1 protein-coding gene and 6 tRNA genes are annotated in these 3,153 nt (G+C 43.0%); 3 read left to right on the top strand and 4 right to left on the bottom strand.

The window, feature by feature from the left end; translation table 11 throughout:
* Positions 1–29: 29 nt before the first annotated feature.
* The 4 genes from L2729_RS21410 to gltX all read right to left on the bottom strand — a co-directional run bounded on the left by L2729_RS21410 (position 30) and on the right by gltX (position 2,101).
* A tRNA-Glu gene (locus L2729_RS21410) sits at positions 30–105 on the bottom strand.
* Positions 106–214: 109 nt separating this feature from the next.
* Positions 215–290 (bottom strand) — tRNA-Glu (locus tag L2729_RS21405).
* A 222-nt stretch (positions 291–512) separates the two neighbouring features.
* A tRNA-Ala gene (locus L2729_RS21400) sits at positions 513–588 on the bottom strand.
* A 103-nt stretch (positions 589–691) separates the two neighbouring features.
* Positions 692–2,101 (bottom strand): glutamate--tRNA ligase, encoded by a 1,410-nt coding sequence (gltX, locus tag L2729_RS21395; RefSeq protein WP_248990038.1) that lies wholly within the window; start codon positions 2,099–2,101, stop codon positions 692–694.
* A 707-nt stretch (positions 2,102–2,808) separates the two neighbouring features.
* Here gltX and L2729_RS21390 point away from each other — a divergent pair.
* The 3 genes from L2729_RS21390 (at position 2,809) to L2729_RS21380 (ending at position 3,122) form a co-directional block, all read left to right on the top strand.
* Positions 2,809–2,884: transfer RNA gene (locus tag L2729_RS21390), tRNA-Val, on the top strand.
* Positions 2,885–2,931: 47 nt separating this feature from the next.
* A tRNA-Val gene (locus L2729_RS21385) sits at positions 2,932–3,007 on the top strand.
* A gap of 39 nt (positions 3,008–3,046) precedes the next feature.
* Positions 3,047–3,122, top strand: a tRNA-Val gene (locus L2729_RS21380).
* Positions 3,123–3,153 lie beyond the last annotated feature (31 nt).

The raw sequence follows: 3,153 nt of genomic DNA, 5'->3' as shown, positions 1-3,153 counted from the left end.
ATGATTTTTCTTCTTTATAAAAAAGAAGGTGGTATCCCCTAGGGGATTCGAACCCCTGTTACCGCCGTGAAAGGGCGGTGTCCTAGGCCTCTAGACGAAGGGGACCCGGACTGCATTAGACTCTGCAAAGAGTGAATACTCATCAAATCTTGTAGGCTAAGATTTAACGCTTGTTTTCCAATCACTCGAAATTCATCAAGTCATCGTAAAAGTGTGGTATCCCCTAGGGGATTCGAACCCCTGTTACCGCCGTGAAAGGGCGGTGTCCTAGGCCTCTAGACGAAGGGGACCCGGACATATTGTTTTACTTCTAATATAACGAAGACCTACCAGTAACACTTTAGAAGGCATTTAAAGTGATACCAACCGCCCTGCTCTTAATAAAAATAGCGCGGTGTCCTAGGCGCTCTCTTCTTTAAACTCGAAGGGGACCCGGACTGCATTAGACTCTGCAAAGAGTGAATACTCGTCAAATCTTGTAGGCTAAGATTTAACGCTTAAGATTAGTTAGATGGTGGAGCCTAGCGGGATCGAACCGCTGACCTCAACACTGCCAGTGTTGCGCTCTCCCAGCTGAGCTAAGGCCCCTCACTAACTAAATCACCTTTGAGTGCACTATAAGCATTTGCTACCAGTGTCTCAACTGCGTGGCGCATTCTATGCAGCACACCCAAAAGTGTCAACTCGTTTTTTAGGTATTTATTCTATTTGCTACAAATTCAATCGCTTTGGAGATTCTTTGTTCACAGCGAGCCTTTCCAACCAAGAATAAGGTTAGATCAACAGCCGGTGACATACCAGCGCCTGTAACCGCTACGCGTAAAGGCATTCCCACTTTGCCCATTCCTACTTCCAATTCGCTCGCTGTATCTTCAATTGCTTGATGAATAGCCTCTACACTCCACTCTTCCAGTTGTAATAATTTTGACTGAATAAGTTTAAGAGGCTCCATTGCAACGCCTCGAAGATGCTTCTTAGCTGCGTTTTCGTCAAAGTCGCTAAAGTCTTCAAAGAAGTAACGACTAGACGCCGCAAGTTCTTTTAATGTTTTTGCACGTTCAGATAGTGCTGTTACAACTTCAGCTAATTTAGGGCCATTACTGGTATCTATATTTTGATCAGCCATGTGCCACTCAAGATGAGAAGCTACATATTCTGGATCCATCTCTTTAATATAATGCTGATTCAACCAATTCAACTTTTCAGTGTTAAAGGCTGAAGCCGCTTTATTGATATCATCGAGCTTAAAGAGCTGCTTCATTTCATCAATAGAGAAAACTTCTTGATCACCATGAGACCAACCTAAACGAACAAGGTAATTAAGCAGTGCTTCAGGCAGATAGCCATCGTCACGATATTGCATAACGCCAACTGCACCATGACGCTTTGACAACTTAGCACCATCATCACCTAAAATCATCGCCACATGAGCATATTCAGGGATCGGGGCACCAAGCGCTTTCAAAATATTGATTTGACGCGGTGTGTTATTGATATGGTCTTCACCACGAACAACACACGTAATACCCATATCCCAGTCATCAACGACAACACAGAAGTTATAAGTAGGTGTACCTTCGGTACGAGCGATGATCAAATCGTCTAACATGCTATTTGATATTTCAATGCGGCCACGTACGTGGTCATTGAAAACAACGCTGCCTTCTGTCGGATTTTTAAAACGAATCACAAATGGTTCATCAGTATCACGAGGCGCTTTATAACGGCAACAACCATCATACTTCTGCTGTTCACCTTTAGCGGCCTGTTCTTCACGCATCAGTTCAATACGTTCGCGGCTGCAATAACACTTATATGCACTGCCCTGCTCTAACATTTGAGCTATGATTTCGTTATAACGGTCAAAACGTTTAGTTTGATAGTAAGGACCTTCATCCCACGTTAAACCTAACCACTCCATCCCTTCTAGAATCGCAGCGCATGCTTCTGGTGTAGAACGTTCAATATCTGTATCTTCTACTCGTAATACAAATTCGCCTTGGTTTGCACGTGCATATAACCATGAATAAAGTGCTGTTCGAGCACCACCAACGTGTAGGAAACCAGTAGGGCTTGGTGCAAAACGCGTCTTAATTGTCATAATGGGACACTGACCTAATATAGAAAGTCTAAATAATAGACTGTACCAATGAATGTGGCGCACATTCTAACAGCCAAAGCGGTCTGGGAAAATAGTTCTGCTACTATATGGCAATTTTTGTGGCCGAAATGACACTTTTAAACACTAGACTGACTTTTATCCGTCTCTAACCCTCCTTCAATAAACAATGATTAACTTTATCCTGCACCATTAATCGTTAATGTCTGTAAGTTATACCAATTCCATTAAAAAGTTGACCATTCAGCGGGAATTTAAATCACTTTAGACAAGCACGTGGGTTGTCGCTAATAGTTATTCTATATCGAAAGCCACATGCGCCGTATTAAGGGATTTAAAACCCGCACGCAGTGAGCTTTTCAGAACATTCACTGCTGCGTTGCATTGTCTTAAAAGGGAATAACCATTTCTTCCACAATGCGCCTTGAATTGAAAGTCCTGAAAAAGCTCTGAATTGATCACATCCTTAATGGAATTGGTATTAGATCCGTTTCACTCTAAAAATATACTATTTTCATTCGAACACGCTAATATGATTAAGCCTAAATTTGATCACTTACCCTAACGCTACGTGACGGAAATGATTAACTATGCTTCAATACGTGCAAAATTGAACCGCGCACCACCTTTTATCTAAAAAAGCGTTGACAGTAGATCGTTCCCCCCTATAATACGGCCCCACGCAGCGAGGTCGATTAGCTCAGCTGGGAGAGCACCTCCCTTACAAGGAGGGGGTCACTGGTTCGAGCCCAGTATCGACCACCATATTTTATTTTGAATAGAATATAGTTGTTAAAATTAGATAAGTCCCAGGTCGATTAGCTCAGCTGGGAGAGCACCTCCCTTACAAGGAGGGGGTCACTGGTTCGAGCCCAGTATCGACCACCATCTTTTGATGATGTGAATATTTTATAGTAACAATACCCAGGTCGATTAGCTCAGCTGGGAGAGCACCTCCCTTACAAGGAGGGGGTCACTGGTTCGAGCCCAGTATCGACCACCATTCTCTGCTAAAGAGAATAACAGTTAGTACA

Origin of the sequence: Shewanella gelidimarina (assembly GCF_023283945.1) — a bacterium.
Taxonomy (GTDB): domain Bacteria; phylum Pseudomonadota; class Gammaproteobacteria; order Enterobacterales; family Shewanellaceae; genus Shewanella; species Shewanella gelidimarina.
Note: the sequence above shows the minus strand (reverse complement) of the source record. Positions and strands in the feature narration are given on the sequence as shown.